The 15678-nt window shown below is 64.3% G+C and carries 17 protein-coding genes and 1 tRNA gene; 5 read left to right on the top strand and 13 right to left on the bottom strand.

What is annotated here, in order from left to right:
• Nucleotides 1–34: 34 nt before the first annotated feature.
• Together Q0C59_RS08605 and Q0C59_RS08600 are read right to left on the bottom strand one after the other, a co-directional pair.
• Nucleotides 35–111 (bottom strand) — tRNA-Pro (locus Q0C59_RS08605).
• 56 nt (nucleotides 112–167) lie between these two features.
• Entirely contained in the window at nucleotides 168–872 is a 705-nt protein-coding gene (locus Q0C59_RS08600) for a glutathione binding-like protein (RefSeq protein ID WP_291214119.1), read from the bottom strand.
• Between the two features lie 65 nt (nucleotides 873–937).
• On the opposite strand from Q0C59_RS08600, the gene Q0C59_RS08595 reads away from it, so the two are divergent.
• The gene (locus Q0C59_RS08595) at nucleotides 938–1603 is read left to right on the top strand and encodes a hypothetical protein (protein ID WP_291214118.1); all 666 of its coding nucleotides are present in this window, start codon (nucleotides 938–940) and stop codon (nucleotides 1601–1603) included.
• 18 nt (nucleotides 1604–1621) lie between these two features.
• On the opposite strand, the gene Q0C59_RS08590 is transcribed toward Q0C59_RS08595, so the two are convergent.
• From Q0C59_RS08590 to Q0C59_RS08570, 5 genes are all read right to left on the bottom strand, one after another.
• A complete protein-coding gene (locus Q0C59_RS08590) occupies nucleotides 1622–2881 on the bottom strand; it encodes an acyl-CoA dehydrogenase family protein (protein ID WP_291214116.1) in 1260 nt (419 codons plus the stop codon).
• Nucleotides 2882–2919: 38 nt separating this feature from the next.
• On the bottom strand, nucleotides 2920–4005 hold the full coding sequence (locus tag Q0C59_RS08585; protein ID WP_291214114.1) for a phosphotransferase: 1086 nt from the start codon (nucleotides 4003–4005) through the stop codon (nucleotides 2920–2922).
• 49 nt (nucleotides 4006–4054) lie between these two features.
• A complete protein-coding gene (locus tag Q0C59_RS08580) occupies nucleotides 4055–4774 on the bottom strand; it encodes a Crp/Fnr family transcriptional regulator (RefSeq protein ID WP_291214112.1) in 720 nt (239 codons plus the stop codon).
• A gap of 98 nt (nucleotides 4775–4872) precedes the next feature.
• On the bottom strand, nucleotides 4873–5652 hold the full coding sequence (locus Q0C59_RS08575; RefSeq protein ID WP_291214110.1) for an oxepin-CoA hydrolase, alternative type: 780 nt from the start codon (nucleotides 5650–5652) through the stop codon (nucleotides 4873–4875).
• Between the two features lie 64 nt (nucleotides 5653–5716).
• The gene (locus Q0C59_RS08570) at nucleotides 5717–7237 is read right to left on the bottom strand and encodes a 3-hydroxyacyl-CoA dehydrogenase (RefSeq protein ID WP_291214108.1); all 1521 of its coding nucleotides are present in this window, start codon (nucleotides 7235–7237) and stop codon (nucleotides 5717–5719) included.
• 118 nt (nucleotides 7238–7355) lie between these two features.
• On the opposite strand from Q0C59_RS08570, the gene Q0C59_RS08565 reads away from it, so the two are divergent.
• A complete protein-coding gene (locus Q0C59_RS08565; protein WP_291214106.1) occupies nucleotides 7356–9476 on the top strand; it encodes a FimV family protein in 2121 nt (706 codons plus the stop codon).
• A gap of 72 nt (nucleotides 9477–9548) precedes the next feature.
• On the opposite strand, the gene Q0C59_RS08560 is transcribed toward Q0C59_RS08565, so the two are convergent.
• The 3 genes from Q0C59_RS08560 to lexA all read right to left on the bottom strand — a co-directional run bounded on the left by Q0C59_RS08560 (nucleotide 9549) and on the right by lexA (nucleotide 11794).
• Nucleotides 9549–10556: a D-2-hydroxyacid dehydrogenase family protein gene (locus Q0C59_RS08560; protein WP_291214104.1), complete on the bottom strand. Its 1008-nt coding sequence runs from the start codon at nucleotides 10554–10556 to the stop codon at nucleotides 9549–9551.
• Between the two features lie 50 nt (nucleotides 10557–10606).
• Entirely contained in the window at nucleotides 10607–10981 is a 375-nt protein-coding gene (locus Q0C59_RS08555; RefSeq protein WP_291214102.1) for a hypothetical protein, read from the bottom strand.
• 135 nt (nucleotides 10982–11116) lie between these two features.
• Entirely contained in the window at nucleotides 11117–11794 is a 678-nt protein-coding gene (gene lexA, locus Q0C59_RS08550; protein ID WP_156775604.1) for a transcriptional repressor LexA, read from the bottom strand.
• A 119-nt stretch (nucleotides 11795–11913) separates the two neighbouring features.
• Here lexA and Q0C59_RS08545 point away from each other — a divergent pair, with 119 nt between their 5' ends.
• From Q0C59_RS08545 to Q0C59_RS08535, 3 genes are read left to right on the top strand one after another with little or no spacing between them, the layout of a single operon-like run.
• A complete protein-coding gene (locus Q0C59_RS08545; protein ID WP_366518817.1) occupies nucleotides 11914–12885 on the top strand; it encodes an asparaginase in 972 nt (323 codons plus the stop codon).
• A 1-nt stretch (nucleotide 12886) separates the two neighbouring features.
• Nucleotides 12887–13306, top strand: a complete 420-nt coding sequence (locus tag Q0C59_RS08540) for a hypothetical protein (RefSeq protein WP_291214097.1) — start codon at nucleotides 12887–12889, stop codon at nucleotides 13304–13306.
• Between the two features lie 11 nt (nucleotides 13307–13317).
• Nucleotides 13318–13797 carry a DUF6152 family protein gene (locus tag Q0C59_RS08535; protein ID WP_291214095.1) on the top strand — a complete coding sequence of 160 codons (480 nt, stop codon included), beginning with the start codon at nucleotides 13318–13320 and terminating at the stop codon, nucleotides 13795–13797.
• A gap of 59 nt (nucleotides 13798–13856) precedes the next feature.
• Here Q0C59_RS08535 and adk read toward each other — a convergent pair whose 3' ends face one another.
• The 3 genes from adk to Q0C59_RS08520 all read right to left on the bottom strand — a co-directional run bounded on the left by adk (nucleotide 13857) and on the right by Q0C59_RS08520 (nucleotide 15655).
• Nucleotides 13857–14513 (bottom strand): adenylate kinase, encoded by a 657-nt coding sequence (adk, locus tag Q0C59_RS08530; RefSeq protein ID WP_291214093.1) that lies wholly within the window; start codon nucleotides 14511–14513, stop codon nucleotides 13857–13859.
• A gap of 156 nt (nucleotides 14514–14669) precedes the next feature.
• Nucleotides 14670–15452: a 3-deoxy-manno-octulosonate cytidylyltransferase gene (kdsB, locus tag Q0C59_RS08525; RefSeq protein WP_291214091.1), complete on the bottom strand. Its 783-nt coding sequence runs from the start codon at nucleotides 15450–15452 to the stop codon at nucleotides 14670–14672.
• A complete protein-coding gene (locus tag Q0C59_RS08520) occupies nucleotides 15449–15655 on the bottom strand; it encodes a Trm112 family protein (protein WP_291214089.1) in 207 nt (68 codons plus the stop codon). Before Q0C59_RS08520 ends, kdsB begins: the two co-directional genes overlap by 4 nt.
• Nucleotides 15656–15678 lie beyond the last annotated feature (23 nt).

Raw genomic sequence — 15678 nt, 5'->3', positions numbered from 1 at the left:
CCCACAGAGTGGGCCTTTTTCTTTTCTTGATGAATGGTCGGAGCGGCGGGATTCGAACTCGCGACCCTCTGCTCCCAAAGCAGATGCGCTACCAGGCTGCGCTACGCTCCGACTAAGCTGCGAATTGTACCTGCTGAAATGGTGGGTTCTGGAGCCGACGCCATCTTTCAGCGTTTTTCGTACTGGGACTTGCCAAACAGGATGTCGCGCGACTTGTCGTCGGTCAGCGGTTTGCGGGCATCGGCGAGCACCGCCACGCCGCGCTGCACCGCGGGGCGCGCGGCGATCATGTCAAACCAGACCTTGAGATGCGGGTAGTCGGCCCAGTCGATGCCCTGGTTCTGCCAGCTGCGCAGCCAGGGGAAGATGGCGATGTCGGCGACGCTGTATTGGTTGCCGGCGATGAACTTCTGGTTTTCCAGCTGTTTGTTCATCACGCCGTAAAGGCGCCTGGCCTCGTTGGTGTAGCGGTTGATGGCGTACTCGATCTTCTCGGGCGCGTAGATGCGGAAGTGGTGCGCCTGGCCCAGCATGGGGCCCACGCCGCCCATCTGGAACATCAGCCACTCCAGCACCTTGAACTTTGCCCGGTCTGACTTCGGCAGGAACTTGCCCGTCTTGGCCGCGAGGTACAGCAGGATCGCACCGGACTCGAACAGGCTGATGGGTTTGCCGTCGGGCCCGTTCGGATCGACCAGGGCGGGGATCTTGTTGTTCGGGCTGATTCTCAGAAACTCGGGCTGGAACTGGTCGCCCTGGCCGATGTTGACGGCGTGGACTTGCCAGTCACGACCCAGCCGCAACCCACACTCTTCGAGCATGACGTGAACCTTGTGGCCATTGGGTGTGGGCCAGGAGTGGACTTGGATCATGAATTTCACCTTTGCGTGGGTTGGGCTGCTCGAAGCTGCCGCACTCTAAGGTAAAACACGACACCATGTACGAACGCCTGAAAAATGCCTTGTCACCGAACACGTGGTTGCGCTCCCGGTCGGCGCCACTGGCCCAGTGGGCAGAAGAACACACGCTGAGCTTCGCGCCGATGGTGGGCGGTACTTACCTCTTGGCTGGCAAGTGGCAAGGCCGGGCGGTTCGCATCCAGTGCCTGGCGCCTTCCCGCCCGTTCATCCAGGGGATGGAGCTGATGGCGCGGGCCGACCTTGGCCTGCGGCCCGAGGGCAACGTGGTGGTGATGAACCGCGGTTTGAAAGAGGTGCTCGAAGCCCAGTCGCGCGCGCTGTATTCGCAGTACACCGACGAACTGCGGACCATGGCCGGGGTGGTGCCCGACGAGGTGCGGTGGTTGTCCATGTACCGCGATGCGGGCTGGGTGGGACCGGACCACCGTTTCTGGAGCCGCTACGCAGTGCTCACCGACGCACCCGAACTTGCCAGGCGCTGGATCGACAACGATGCCGTGCAACAGCTGATGAAGTGGCCCGATGAGGTGAGCATTGGGACACCCATGATGTTCATGTTGCAGCGGGGCAAAACCTACATGCGGCTGCAGGTTGACCACACCAGCGACACGACCACGGCCATCCACGCGCTGGAGCTGTTCAACCGCCTGAGCCAGCGCGCCATGGACATGGCGGCTGGCTGAATCCGAAACCCGGCGGCTTCAGGAGCCGCGCGTGATCGGCATCTCCACCTCGGTTTTCACGAGCATGTGTTTGGCCAGCTCGAGCTTGGCAATCGACATGCGGTGCACTTCATCCGGGCCGTCGGCCAGGCGCAGTGTGCGCTGGTTGGCGTAGCTGTAGGCCAGCGGGAAATCGTCGCTCACACCGCCACCACCATGGGCCTGTATGGCCATGTCGATGATGTCGCAGGCCATGTTGGGCGCGACCACCTTGATCATGGCGATCTCGGCCTTGGCGACCTTGTTGCCCACGGTGTCCATCATGTAGGCGGCTTTGAGCGTGAGCAGGCGGGCCATCTCGATGCGGCAGCGCGCATCGGCCAGGCGCTCGTGCCACACCGACTGGGCGGACACCGGCTTGCCGAACGCGATGCGGCTGTTCAGCCGCTTGCACATGAGTTCCATGGCGCGCTCGGCCGCGCCGATCGAGCGCATGCAGTGGTGGATGCGACCGGGGCCCAGGCGACCTTGCGCGATCTCGAAACCACGGCCTTCGCCCAGCAGCAGGTTGCCCACCGGTACTCGCACGTTCTTGAGCAGCACCTCCATGTGGCCGTGAGGTGCGTCGTCGTAGCCGAACACCGAGAGGGGCCGCACGATGGTGACGCCTTTGCTGTTGGCCGGCACGATGATCATGGACTGCTGCGAGTGGCGCGGTGCGTCCGGGTTGCTCTTGCCCATGACGATGTAGACCGCGCAGCGCGGGTCGCCTGCGCCCGACGACCACCACTTGCGGCCATTGATCACGTATTCGTTGCCGTCGCGCTCGATGCTGCACTCGATGTTGGTCGCGTCCGACGAGGCCACGTCGGGCTCGGTCATCAGGAAGGCCGAGCGGATCTCACCACGCAGCAGCGGCTCCAGCCACTGGTCCTTGAGTTCTTCACTGGCGTAACGCTCGAAGGTTTCCATGTTGCCGGTGTCGGGTGCCGAGCAGTTGAAGACCTCGGCCGCGAACGGCACGCGGCCCATGATCTCGCACATGGGTGCGTACTCAAGGTTCGACAGACCCTGCGGCGCGCGCGGGCTGCGCGGCAAAAACAGGTTCCACAGGCCGGCGGCCTGGGCCTTGGGCTTGAGCTCTTCAATGATGGTGGTCGGGATCCATGCGTTGCCCTTGGCCCGGTTGGCCGCGATCTCGCCGAAGAAGCGTGCTTCATTCGGGTAAATGTGCTCGTCCATGAACGCCAGCAAGCGCTCGCGCATGTCCTTGACCTTGTCGGTGTAGTCGAAATTCATCGTGTCTCCTGGTGGGTGATCGGGGGTTTTGAAACGGGTCAGGCGGCGCTGGCAAATCGCCAGGCCATTTCGGCCATGGGGCGGGCGCCGGCGGCAGACTTCACCGCCTGGTCGCTGGATGCCGTGCCGGCCTCGACCCGCTTGGCAATGCCTTGCAGGATGGCCGCCAGGCGGAACATGTTGTAGGCGAGGTAGAAGTTCCAGTCGGCCTTGAGCTGTGCGGGCTGGGCGATGCCGGTGCGTTCGCAGTACAGCGCGATGTACTCGTCTTCCGTGGGAATGCCCAGGGCTTTCACGTCGAGCCCGCCGATGCCGCGGAACAGGCCGGGCGGGATGTGCCACGACATGCAGTGGTAGCTGAAGTCGGCCAGTGGATGGCCCAGCGTGGAGAGCTCCCAGTCGAGCACCGCGAGCACACGTGGTTCGGCGGAATGGAACATCATGTTGTCGAGCCGGAAGTCGCCGTGCACCACCGACAGCATGGATTCGTCGCGGGCCATCGCCGGGATGTTGTTCGGCAGCCAGGCCATGAGCTGGTCCATCTCCGGGATGGGCTGGGTGATGGAGGCCACGTACTGCTTGCTCCAGCGGCCGATCTGGCGTTCGAAGTAATTGCCGGGTTTGCCGTAGCCGTCCAGGCCAATGGTCAGTGGCTTGACGGTGTGCAGCGCAGCGATGACGCGGTTCATCTCGTTGTATATCGCGCCGCGTTGTTCGTTCGTCATGCCCGGCAGCGACTGGTCCCACAGCACGCGGCCGTTGACGCACTCCATGATGTAGAAGGCCCGGCCGATCACCGACTCGTCTTCGCACAACACGTGCATCTGTGCCACCGGCACACCGGTGCCGTGCAGAGCGCTCATGACGCGGAACTCGCGCTCGATGGCGTGGGCCGAGGGCAGCAGTTTGGCCACCGGGCCGGGTTTGGCGCGCATCACGTAAGCGCGCTGCGGCGTGATGAGCTTGTAGGTCGGGTTGGACTGGCCGCCCTTGAACATTTCGACCGTCAATGGACCTTCAAAGCCCGGCAGGCGACTCTGAAGCCAGTTGGCCAGGGCCACCTCGTCGAACAGGTGTTGTCCAGCCACGGGGCGGGTACCGGTGAAATTCTGCGTGTCGCTCATGCGTGAAGGCCTTGGTGTGAATTGGGAGAGGAGGCCATCACGCAGTGCCTCAGGATTCGGCTTCTGCAATCCGCATCAGCATGTCGCGGTTGCGTACCACCAGCCCTCCTTGTTCGATGCGGATCGCATCGTCGCGCTCCATCGACTTGAGTTCCTGGTTGACCCGCTGGCGCGAAGCGCCGAGCAATTGCGCCAGCTCTTCCTGTGCCAGCTGCAGGCCGATGCGCATCTCGTTGCCGTCGGACAGACAAGGCACTCCATAGCTGCGCACCAGATGCAGCAACTGTTTGGCCAGGCGAGCGCGCAAGGGCAGGGTGTTGAGGTCTTCCACCAACCCGAACAGCGTGCGGATGCGACGTGCCTGCAGGCGCATCAGGGCTTCGTACAGCTCCACATGCGAGCTGAGGATCTTCTGAAAATCGGTGCGCGCCACGCACAAGAGCGTGGTGGGTCCATGGGCATACGCATCGTGTGTGCGCTGGTCGCCGTCGAACATCGCCACATCGCCAAACCACACGCCCGGCTCCACATAGGTCAGCGTGATCTGTTTGCCCGACAGCGAAGTTGAGCTCACGCGCACGGCTCCCTTGGCCACCGCCGTCCATTCGGAGGGCGGATCGCCTCGGGCGACGATCAGGTCGCCGTCCTTGAATCGCTTGACGTAAGCGCATCGGAGTATGTCGTGCCGCAGGGAGGGAGAAAGGCTGGAGAACCAGCGACCACTGTTGATCGCCTCGCGTTCTTCCATTGTCAGAATCGGTTCGTCCATGGGCTGTCTTTTGAGTGACTGAAAGGTCAATGATTGTCGCCACTGGGACGTGGCAACAGGCTCAGGGTATGCGCGCAGTGGGTTTGCGCGGTCGCGTTTCAGCGGTAGTTGGCGGGGCGCTTGTTGATGAAGGCGTCGATGCCTTCGCCCGCGTTGCCGTGGTGCAGGTTGCGCACGAAGTGGTCGCGCTCGGCGCCCAGTTGCGCGTGCAGCGGCGCAGTGGTCGCGTCGTTGGCCAGTTCCTTGATGCTGGCCAGTGCGTTGGGCGCGCGGGCATTGAGACGTTCGCACAGCGCGAGCGCATCGGTGAGTGCTTCGCCGGTAGCGCTCACGCTGTTGATCACGCCGAGTTGCTGCAACCGCTCGGCGCCAATGCGGTCGCCACACATGAGCAACTGCAAGGCGGTGGCCCGGGGCAGGGCTCGAATGAGGCTCCAGCTGGCACCGCCGTCGGGCGACAAACCCACGTTGCTGTAGGCCATGACGAACACGCTGCTGTGCGCGGCAACCACCATGTCGCAGGCCAGCGCCAGCGAAAAACCGGCACCGGCGCACGAGCCTTCAACCGCTGCCACCACTGGCTTGGGAAACGCGCGGATGGTCTCGATCCAGTTGTGCAGGCCTTCGATGCTCTGCGCCTGCACCTCGGGCGGCTGCTGGCGGTTGGCGAGCAAGCGTTGCAGGTTGCCGCCGGCACAGAAGTGGTTGCCTTCGCCGGTGATTACCACGCTGCGCACCTCCGGGCTGCTCTCGGCCACGTTGAGTGCTTCCACCCCCGCGGCGTACATGTCGGGACCGAGTGCGTTGCGGTGCTCGGGGTTGCTGATGGTGAGCACCATGGTCTGGCCATGGCTGTGGCTCTTGAGGCTGGCGGTCATTGAAAAACCTTCGCGCAGCGCGCTGCGTTGCGATCGACTTCGGGCGGCCGTGCGTCGTTCATGTTCAGGCTTCTTCGTGGGTGAGGCTCAGGCCGAGCGCGCCGCGGCGGCGCAACCAGGGTGAAGGTCGGTAACGCGGGTCTCCATAGACCGTCTGCAGGTTGAACAGGATTTCCAGCATGTTGGTCGGGCCGATGCGGTCGCCCATGGCCAGCGGGCCCATGGGATAACCCAGGCCCAGCGTGACCGCCACGTCCAGATCGGCCGGTGAGCAGACGCCTTGCTGGCACATGTCGGCGGCGATGTTGACGATGGTGGCCACCACGCGCTGCGTGACGAAGCCGCCGCTGTCGCGGATCACGCTGACCGCCTTGCCGTCGCGCGCAAAGAGCGCGTGGGCGGCCTGCGCCATGTCGGGGCGCGTGGCGGGGTTGGTGGCCAGCACCCGGCGTTTCACCGACGCGTCGTCCAGCATCATGTCGATGCCGACCGTGCGCGTGGCGTCCAGTCGTTCCACCGCGGCCAGGGTGGTCACATCCAGACCCAGCGGCGCCACCAGGATCATCGCGGCGGAAGAGGGCGCTGCCGCGGTTTCGATCTGCGCGCCCAGGTCCTTCAGCAACTGGTAAAGCTCGGCGCGCCGCGCTGCCTTGGGCGACACCCACACCGGTGGCAGCTCGGCCAGCACCGGCACGGCGGGCTCGCCCGGCACCTGGGCCACGCCCTTGTCGTAGGCATAAAAACCTTCTCCCACCTTCTTGCCCACCACGCCACCAGCCAGCCGCTGGGCGGTGATCACGCTGGGGCGGTAGCGGGGCTCTTCAAAGTACTGGTGGTAGATCGACTCCATCACCGGGTGCGACACATCCAGCGCGGTCAGGTCCATCAGCTCGAACGGACCGAGGCGAAATCCCATCTGGTCTTTCAGGATGCGGTCGATGGTGGCGAAATCGGCCACACGCTCGCCCACCACCCGCAGGGCTTCGGTGCCGTAGCCGCGCCCTGCGTGGTTCACGATGAAGCCGGGCGTGTCCTGCGCGGTCACGGGCGTGTGACCGAATTGGCGGGTGAAGTCGGTCAGCCGCTGGCAAACCGATGCGCTGGTCTTCAGACCGGCGATCACTTCCACCACGCGCATCAGTGGCACCGGGTTGAAGAAGTGGAAGCCGGCCAGTTGCGCGGGGCGCTTGAGCGGCGCGGCAATGGCCGTGACCGAGAGCGACGAGGTGTTGGTGGCCAGCACCGCGTCCGGTCCGACGATGCCTTCGAGGTCGGCAAAAAGGCGCTGCTTCACATCGAGCCGCTCGACGATGGCCTCTATCACCAGATCGCAGGGAGCGAGGTCGCTCAAGGCATCGGCAAGTTTGAGCCGGTCGACGCAGGCCTGCATCTGTTCGGCCGGCATCTTGTTCTTGTTCACCAGCGTTTGCCAGGTGGTGTGCAATGCGTCACGCGCGGCGAGTGCAGCGCCCGGTTGTACGTCGAACAGCCATACAAGGCTTCCCGCCTGTGCGGCCATTTGTGCAATGCCTCGGCCCATGGCGCCGGTGCCCACAATGCCGGTGTTCTTAAAGATGGGATGCATAAGTGTGTTGTATTTGGAATGAGAGCTTCTGGAGCTATGACAGAATCGCCCAACGAACGAAAGAAGGAAGTCTGGCGTGCGCAAGTACTGGACAGGTTGTATTTTGCTATCAACTGCCTTGAGCAGTTATGCCGCCACCTTGGGTCGGCACAGCGGTGCGGCCATGATCGGTCGCCCGCTGGACGTTCGCGTTCAGGTGTTGCTCGCTCCCGGTGAAGACCTGAGCAACCTGTGCATCCAGACCGATGTGTTTTACGGCGACACGCAGGTGTCACCCAATCTGGTTCGTACCTCGCCCCAACGTACTGCGCCCGACGTTGAGTCGTCGGTGCGGGTGCAGTCCAGCTTGCCGGTCAACGAACCCTTCGTCACCCTGTACGTCAAAGCCGGTTGCGGCACCCAGTTCACGCGCCGCTTCGTGTTGCTGGCCGATCTGGTCAATGAACCCCTTGCTGCTCCTGCGCCGCTCGCAGCGAACCCGGCGCCCCCAAGCGCGGCGTCAACGGAACCCACGGCTCTGCCTCGTGTGGCTGAGGCTCCTGGCGCTTCCAGTGCGCCCGTTTCGCCGGCATCTGCTGGCGGTGCAACCGCACCGGCCTCTGGTGCTTCACAGCCCAGGCTTTCAACGCCTGCACGCGCAGACGCATCTGCGTCCAGGCCGCCCTCGGTGGTGCGCCGCGCGCCGCCCAAGCCGCCTGCGGCTCCCGCTGTCCCCCGTCTGCAGCTGGACCCGATCGACCTGAGCACCGGCATCGAGCGTGACCCAACGCTCAAACTCTCACCGCTGCTGCTGAGCGAGCCAACGAGTTCCGAGGAGACGCGCGCCGCAGCGGCGCAGCTCTGGAAAAGCATCAATGCCAGCCCCGAAGACATCCTGCGCGATGCGCAGAAGCTCGCAGCGCTGGAGTCCGAGGTGGTCAAGCTGCGGGAGGAACAGACCCGTTCGCAGGCCGCCTTGGGCGATCTCAACACCCAGCTGGCGCAATCTCAGGCGCAGCGGTTCCAGAACTGGTTGGTGTACCTGTTGGGCGCCTGCCTGCTGCTGGCCTTGCTGGCCGTGATCCTCGTGTGGCGGCGGCGTCAAGATGTGGTGGTGCAGGGCTCCGAAGCCTCCCGGGCCTGGTGGGCGCCGGAGGACGAAGAAAAGACACTTCTGGTGCCACTTGGTTCCGCAGATCAGGCGCCCGGCCAAGCGTCAGACTTGACCCCCTTGACGCCGAGTGGCGAAGGCGTGGACGTTGATCTGGACTTTGATCTGGACCAGGACTCCTCGTTCGGCGAACTCAACGATCGCTCTGGCAAATCTTCGGTGACCCAGCCCATGCCGGCAACGCCCATGGCGGAGGGTGCGCTCTCCAACCGAGACCGGCGCGAGTTTTCCACCAGCGCCATCGGCGTGTCTCGCTCCGTGGCCACCGAGGAATTGTTCGACGTGCAGCAGCAGGCCGACTTTTTCGTGTCGCTGGGGGAGGACGAGCAGGCCATTCAGGTGCTCAAGGACCACCTCACGGAAAGCCACGAACCCAGCGCGCTGACCTACCTTGACCTGTTCCACATTTACCACCGCCTCGGGCGCCGCCAGGACTACGAGAGCCTGCGGGACGAGTTCAACCACGTGTTCAACGCCGGGGCGCCGCCGTTTGACAGCTACTCGCAGCGGGGCCAGGGGTTGGAGTCGTATGAGACGGCGTTCAGCCGCATCCAGGCGCTCTGGCCGCAGCCGCGGGTGCTCGACCTGATCGAACAATCGATCTTCCGCGACTCGACCGACAGCAACACCGAGGTGTTCGATCTGGAAGCGTACCGCGAGCTGCTCATGTTGCATGCAATCGCCAAGGACCTCATCCAGCGCGACAGCAGCCCACCGCGAGCCGCCGGGGATTTTCAGCACACGTCCATGCAGCCTTTGAAAGCCGCCGGCAAGGTCGCCCCGGTTGTGAGCAGGCCAACACCCGCCGCCTCGGATCACCAGCACACCCAGCCCATGGGCCTGGGCCACATACCGCCTGCGTCTTCCCGGCTCGGCCTGGACATCAACCTGGATGATCTCTCGGAAATGGCCCGCTTTGAAGCGTCGTTGCCCGAGGTGGGTGTGGCGGTGGAGGCGTCCGCCAAGCCCACGCAGCCCGCAGATTTCGACATTCGCCCTGGTGACGACAATCTCATCGACTTCGAGGTGATCGACTTCGATCCGCCGCCGGATCCGGTGGACGACGGAAAGCCCGACGGCCAGCGCTGACCCCGCAAGACCGAAACCCGAATCAAAAGAAACGCCGCTGATGCGGCGTTTCTTTTGCGAAGCTGTCGGCCTCTACCGGCGGACTTGAAGCGCGCCGGGGTTCACGATGTTGGTCGGTGTTCCCTTGATGAAATTGACCACGTTGTCGAACGCCGAGGCGAAATACTGCTCGTAGCTGTCCTGCTCCACATAGCCGATGTGAGGTGTGCAAATGCAGTTCTCCAGCCGCAGCAGCGCATGCCCTTGAAGTATCGGTTCGGACTCAAAAACATCGACCGCGGCCATGCCGGGACGACCGCGGTTCAGCGCGGCGAGCAAGGCCTCGGGCTCGATGAGTTCAGCGCGCGAGGTGTTCACCAGCAACGACGTGGGCTTCATGCGGCCGAGGTCTTCCAGGGTGACGCAGGAGGCGCTTGTTTCGCTCAGCCGCAAGTGCAGCGACAGCACATCGGCAGAAGCGAAGAAAGTTTCGCGGCTTTGCGCTGCCTCAAAGCCATCGGCCACCGCCTGGGTGCGCGAAGCTTCGCTGCCCCAAACCACCACATGCATGCCAAAAGCACGGCCGTAGCCCGCGACGAGTTGCCCGATGCGGCCGTAGCCCCACAGGCCCAGGGTCTTGCCACGCAGCACCATGCCCACACCAAAATTGATCGGCATGGCCGACGACTTGAGGCCGGCCTGTTGCCAGGCACCGTGTTTGAGGTTTGAAACGTACTGCGGAATTCGCCGCATCGACGCCATGATCAAGGCCCAGGTCAATTCGGCCGTGGATACTGGCGAGCCAACACCCTCAGCCACCGCAATGCCGCGCTCGGTGCAGGCCGCGACATCCAGGTGACTGCCTGCGCGTCCGGTCTGGGCGATCAGCTTCAAGCGGGGCAGCTTTTCGATGAGCTGGCGCGAAATCTGGGTGCGTTCGCGGATCAACACCAGCACATCGGCATCTCTGAGGCGCACCGACAATTGACCCACACCCTTGACCGTGTTCGTGAACACCTTGGCGGGATACGGCTCAAGTTTCTCTGCGCACTTCAGCTTGCGAACCGCGTCCTGATAGTCGTCAAGAATCACAATATTCATGCGCCTATTGTGCCCTCGCGGCAGGGGGGCGGCCGCGCACCCTGGCACCTTCAGGCTGCGCGTGCCACGGACGCCTGCTCCAGCGCTGCGAGGCGATCGAGTTCCGCGCACACGTCGCCAATCGGGCCGGAGATGACCAGGCGGATGTCGCGGCTCTGGGCCCGATGGGTATCAGCCTGACGCAGTACGCGCACGCGGCAGGCAGGTGGTGGCCCTGGATGGTCTGCTGCCTGTTGACGCAACGGCAGTGCGGGGCCGTTGGCCGCTTCCCGGTTGAGCCAACCAGCTCGTGCAAATCGCTGCATGGCTTTGGCTGCCAAGAACGAAGCAGCCGGACGCGCATGGCGTTCGGACGGCAAGGGCAGCCAGCAGTCGATCAACTGCAGAGGGGCGCGCCACGTGTTGGTATTGAAGATTTTTCCCATGCGAAACTCCAGACGAGGGGTTGAACACAGGCAGGATTGCAAGGAAGTCGCCAACGCAGGGATGTGTCCAAAGACGCGCTGGATGCCCGTCGGACCAAACGCCCGCCACCTGCTGAGGCAACGCGACCCGAGGGGTCAGAGTTGGAAACTGTTGCGGATGAGGCCCACCGCGAGGCCTTCGATTTCGAACGGTTCGCCAGGCTCGACCACGATGGTTTTGTAGTCCGGGTTCTCGGCGTGCAGCTCGATCACGTTTTGGCGGCGCATGAATCGCTTCACCGTGACGTCATCACCCAGGCGGGCCACCACGATCTGGCCGTTCTTGGCTTCCTTGGCCGACTTCACGGCGAGCAGATCGCCGTCGATGATGCCGACGTCGCGCATGGACATGCCGCGCACCTTGAGCAGGTAGTCGGGCTCGCGCTGGAACAGACTGCGCTCGACGTGGTACGTCTGGTCCACATGCTCTTGCGCCAGGATGGGTGAACCGGCGGCCACACGGCCAATCAGGGGCAGCATGAGCTGGGCCAGACTGGGGAGCGGGAGTGTAAGCTGGCGCCCGCGCGAATCGTTGATGGAGCGGAGGTCTTCGCTGCGCAGGCGGATGCCGCGCGATGTGCCGCTGACCAGTTCGATGACGCCTTTGCGTGCCAGCGCCTGCAAATGTTCTTCGGCCGCGTTGGCGGACTTGAACCCGAGTTCGCTGGCAATTTCGGCCCGCGTGGGCGGGGAACCGGTGCGGGCAATGGCGGTCTGGATGAGTTCCAGGATCTGCTGTTGCCGGGCGGTGAGCTTCGGCGTGGTGGCGGGCATGTCTAGCATGTGAACCTCATCGGGGTGGATGCCTCACCGGGCGGGGTATCCGATCGGTGCGTCACTGTTTTCTTATCCAGTGGCTGTATTTTTAACCAGTTCAAAGGACTTGGCAAGTGGTGAATGCAAACCAGGCACGCCGCCTCGTGGTTTTGGGCACGGGCGGCACGATTGCCGGACGTGCCACTCAGGTGAGCGACAACGTGGGCTACGTGGCCGGACAGGTGGCGGTGAGTGAGCTGGTGGCCATGGTCCCGGCTCTGGCGGCTTGTCCGCTGGACGTGGAGCAGGTGGCGCAGATCAACAGCAAGGACATGGTGCTGGGCGTGTGGCAGACGCTGGCCGGGCGGGTGGCCGTGCACCTGGAGCGCTCCGACGTGGCCGGCATCGTGATCACCCACGGCACCGACACGATCGAGGAAACCGCCTTCTTGCTGCAGACATTGCTCAAACCTTCCAAGCCGGTGGTGCTGACCTGTGCAATGCGTCCAGCCACAGCACTGGTGCCCGACGGGCCGCAGAACCTGAGCGATGCGGTCGCCGTGGCCCTGCATCCGCAGGCCCGTGGCGTGGTGGTGGTGTGCGCCGGGCGCATCCATGGTGCGATCGATGTGGCCAAAGTGCACCCCTACAGAACAGACCCGTTTGACTCGGGTGATGCCGGCGCGCTGGGCTGTGTGGAGGAGGCGCAACTGCGCATGTTCAGGCCCTGGCCTCAGGCAGTGCCCGAAGGCACACACGACACTGCATCGCTGCAACGGCTGCTGGGCGCTGCCGTGATGCCGCGCGTGGAGTTGATCTTCAGCCATGCCCTTGCCGATGGTGAGGTGGTGCGCGCCTTGCTCGGCCACACCAATGGCGCGGGTCGGCTGCGCGGCATCGTGGTGGCTGGCACTGGCAACGGCACCGTGCACGACGATCTGCTGGCGGCCTTGAAACATGCGCAGTCCAGCGGCGTGGAGGTGGTGGTGGCCAGCCGCTGTGCGCAGGGCCGGGTCGTGCCACATGCCGGTCAACCCTTGCCCGACTCAGCCGGCCTCTCGCCCGTGAAGGCGCGTCTGGCCCTGGCTTTGCGATTGCTGGAGGTCTGACGTGCTGGTGGCTTTGGGCGCCCACCCTTGGGCCTATCCCATGCTGGAGGTGGTTCACGTGATCGGTGTGGCCTTGATCCTGGGCAACCTGGTCTTGCTGGAGTTGCGCGTGTTCGGCTGGGCTTCGGCCCTGCCAATCGAACCGCTGGCCCGGCTGAGCCTGGGATTGGTGGGGTTGGGGTTTGGGCTGGCCGTGGTGACGGGTTTGTTGATGTTCGGCACCCAACCCGGGGAACTGCTGGCCAACCGCGTGTTCACAGTCAAGATGGCGCTGATCATGCTGGCGGGCTGCAATGCCGGCTGGTTTCATGCGCGCCGTTCGCTGCAGCTCCATGACACCACCGCCCGTGTGAGCATGCTCTTGTCCACAATGATCTGGATTCTCGTGATCACCTGTGGGCGCTGGATTGCCTATGTTTGAAGGAGAACCGCATGCAAAGACGTGAATTTGTTCAGGTGGCCGCCGCGCTTGGTTGGGGTGGCGTCGCCACGGGTGCGATGGCTCACCACGGCTGGAGCAGTTTTGACCAGGGCCGGCCGATCTATCTGGAGGGCAAGGCGGCCAATGTGAGGTGGCGCAATCCGCACGTTGAGCTCGTGCTGGAGCTGCCCGAGAACATGCGTGTGCCCGCTGATCTGGCCCAACGCACGCTGCCAGCCCAGACCGCTGGTGTGGACGGACCTGCGTTGCTCGCCAAAGCGGTGGTGCCCACCCGCCGCGATCGGCGTTGGGAGGTTGAGTTGGCGCCCTTGTTCCGCCTGGGGCAGTGGCAGATGCCCGAGATCAAGAACGGGGAGGCGCTTTCGCTGGTGGGGTTCACGTTCAAGGACGAAGCGGGGGAGCCCATCGTGCGCGCCGAGTATGTCTTTTTCGGTGGCAAGGTTTATGGCTTGCGCTCCAGCCCGGCTTGATGCGCTGTGGCCAACAAAAAACCGGCTCAGAGCCGGTTTTTTTATTGGGCGCTGTCAGCTCACTTCGACAGCGCTTCGAAGGCCCGCGCGGTGATGTCTTCGACCGAGCCCATGCCGCTGATGGCCCGGTACTGGGGCGCAGCCGCAGCGTCGGTGCGGGCCCAGCTGCTGTAGTAGTCCACCAGCGGGCGGGTCTGCGCGCTGTAGACCTCCAGCCGCTTCTTCACGGTTTCTTCCTTGTCGTCGTCGCGCTGGATCAGCGGCTCGCCGGTCACGTCGTCCTTGCCCTCCACCTTCGGCGGATTGAACTTCACGTGGTACGTGCGGCCTGAAGCGGGGTGCGAACGGCGACCGCTCATGCGCTCGATGATGGCGTCGAAAGGCACATCGATCTCCAGCACGTAGTCGAGCTTGACGCCGGCTGATTTCATCGCGTCGGCCTGAGGAATGGTGCGCGGGAAGCCGTCGAACAGGAAGCCGCCGCTGCAGTCGGCTTGCGCAATGCGTTCCTTCACCAGGTTGATGATCAGGTCGTCGCTGACGAGCGCACCGGACTCCATCACCGCCTTGGCCTGCAGGCCCAGCGGCGTTCCGGCCTTGACGGCGGCACGCAGCATGTCGCCGGTGGAAATCTGGGGGATGCCGTATTTCTGGCAAATGAACGTTGCCTGCGTTCCTTTGCCGGCTCCCGGCGCGCCCAACAAAATCAGTCTCATCGCTTTCCTTCTTTGATGTTTCAATGGCCTGGCCGCCTGTCTCGTGCGGCTGCCCCTGGGCGTGGGGCCGGGGCGACCGATCGAGGATAGCATGCACATCCTCGCGCTCCGCTTACAAAGCACAGCCCCAACAGGCCTGCCCGGCAGGGTATGGATTCAGCCCTGAGACAGCACCCGGCGGACCCGCTCAAGGTCCTGCGGCGTGTCGACACCGGCACCGGGTGCGACCGCGCTCAGGTGCACGGCAATGCACTCGCCATGCCACAGCACCCTCAGCTGTTCCAGCGATTCCGTGGCTTCCAGTGGTGCCGGTTCGAGATCGGGGAAGCGCCGCAAAAAACCGGCGCGGTAGCCGTACACGCCCACATGGCGCAGGGGGCTGGGCGACGGCAGCGCGGACAGCGCACCGCTGGCCATGCCGTCTCGCCACCAGGGGATGGGCGCTCGGCTGAAGTACAAGGCGGTGCGCCGCCGGTCCAGCACCACCTTGACCACGTTGGGGTTGAGAAAGTCGGCCAGCTCGTCGATGGCATGCGCCGCCGTGCTCATGACGCAGTCGGGCCGCGCGTGGAGCTCTTGCGCCACGGAGTTGATGAGCCCGGGGTCGATCAGAGGCTCGTCGCCCTGCACATTGACCACCACCTCGTCGTCGGCGAGACCAAGCAGCGTGCAGGCTTCGGCCAGGCGGTCGCTGCCGCTGAGGTGATCGGTGCGGGTCAGGATGGCGTTCACGCCGTGGGCCTCACAGGCCTGCACGATGCGCACATCGTCGGCCGCCACCACGCAGCGGTGGGCAGCGCTGCGCAGCGCCTGCTGCGCCACACGCACCACCATGGGCACGCCAGCGATGTCGGCCAAGGGTTTGTCGGGCAGTCGGGTGGACGCGAGGCGTGCGGGAATCAGGACCGTGAAGCGCCCAGGGGCCTCGTGCAGGCTCATGGTTGCGGGGTGGGCGCGTTGGGCCGCGTGGCTTCTTCATCGGTCAACGGGCGGGCTTCGTGCTCCAGCAGGATCGGGATGCCGTCGCGCACCGGATACGCCAGGCGTGCACTGCGCGACAGCAGTTCCTGGCTGTCGCGGTTGAAGATCAGGGGCCCTTTGGTGACGGGGCAGACCAGCAGTTCGAGCAGTTTGGTGTCCATGCGGGAATGATAGTCGCGCGGCC

The sequence above is a fragment of the Hydrogenophaga sp. genome, assembly GCF_022844385.1.
In the GTDB taxonomy this organism is placed as follows: Bacteria; Pseudomonadota; Gammaproteobacteria; order Burkholderiales; family Burkholderiaceae_C; genus Hydrogenophaga.
This window is presented reverse-complemented; position numbering and strand designations above follow the sequence as displayed.